The sequence below is a fragment of the Mesorhizobium album genome (genome assembly GCF_033977205.1).
Classification (GTDB): domain Bacteria; phylum Pseudomonadota; class Alphaproteobacteria; order Rhizobiales; family Rhizobiaceae; genus Mesorhizobium; species Mesorhizobium album.
Genome location: NZ_JAVIIW010000166.1, coordinates 1 through 537, shown reverse-complemented (window position 1 = coordinate 537; position 537 = coordinate 1). Strand labels below are relative to the sequence as shown.

Below are 537 nucleotides of genomic sequence, written 5' to 3'. Positions count from 1 at the left end.
CGCCTGATGTCCTTCATCGCCTCCAAGCTCATAGAGATCTTTCTCCTTCCGTCCAACCTGATCGCCGTCCTTGGATTGATCGGGCTGGCTACGGCTCCGTTCGGCAGGCGCAAGCTCAGCCGAACGTGTCTCATTGGCTCGGCGCTGCTGCTGGCCATTTGCGGCTGGGCTCCTCTAGGTCCGGCCGCATTAATGGCATTGGAGAACCGCTTTCCAAAACCCGTCATCAACGGCCCGGTGACCGGCATTGTCGTGCTTGGCGGGGCCGTCGACACCCATGTCAGCGTCGATCGCCAAACTCTGGCGATGAATGAGGCGGGAGAACGGCTGACCGAAGCCGTGGATCTCAGCAGACGATATCCGGATGCTCGCATATTCCTCTCGGGCGGCGTCAATCATATCATCAGCCACAATCAGACCACGGAATCGCAGGTTGCCCGCGATATTCTCGTGATGCTCGGCGTGCCGGCCCAGCGCATCGAAATGGAAGAACGATCGCGCACGACCTGCGAGAACGCGATCGAGAGCAAGGCGGCC

General features: G+C 60.3%; 1 protein-coding gene. It reads left to right on the top strand.

From position 1 onward, the window contains the following. A partial coding sequence (locus RFN28_RS34750) for a YdcF family protein (protein ID WP_320291620.1) occupies positions 1–537 on the top strand: 537 nt, incomplete at both ends.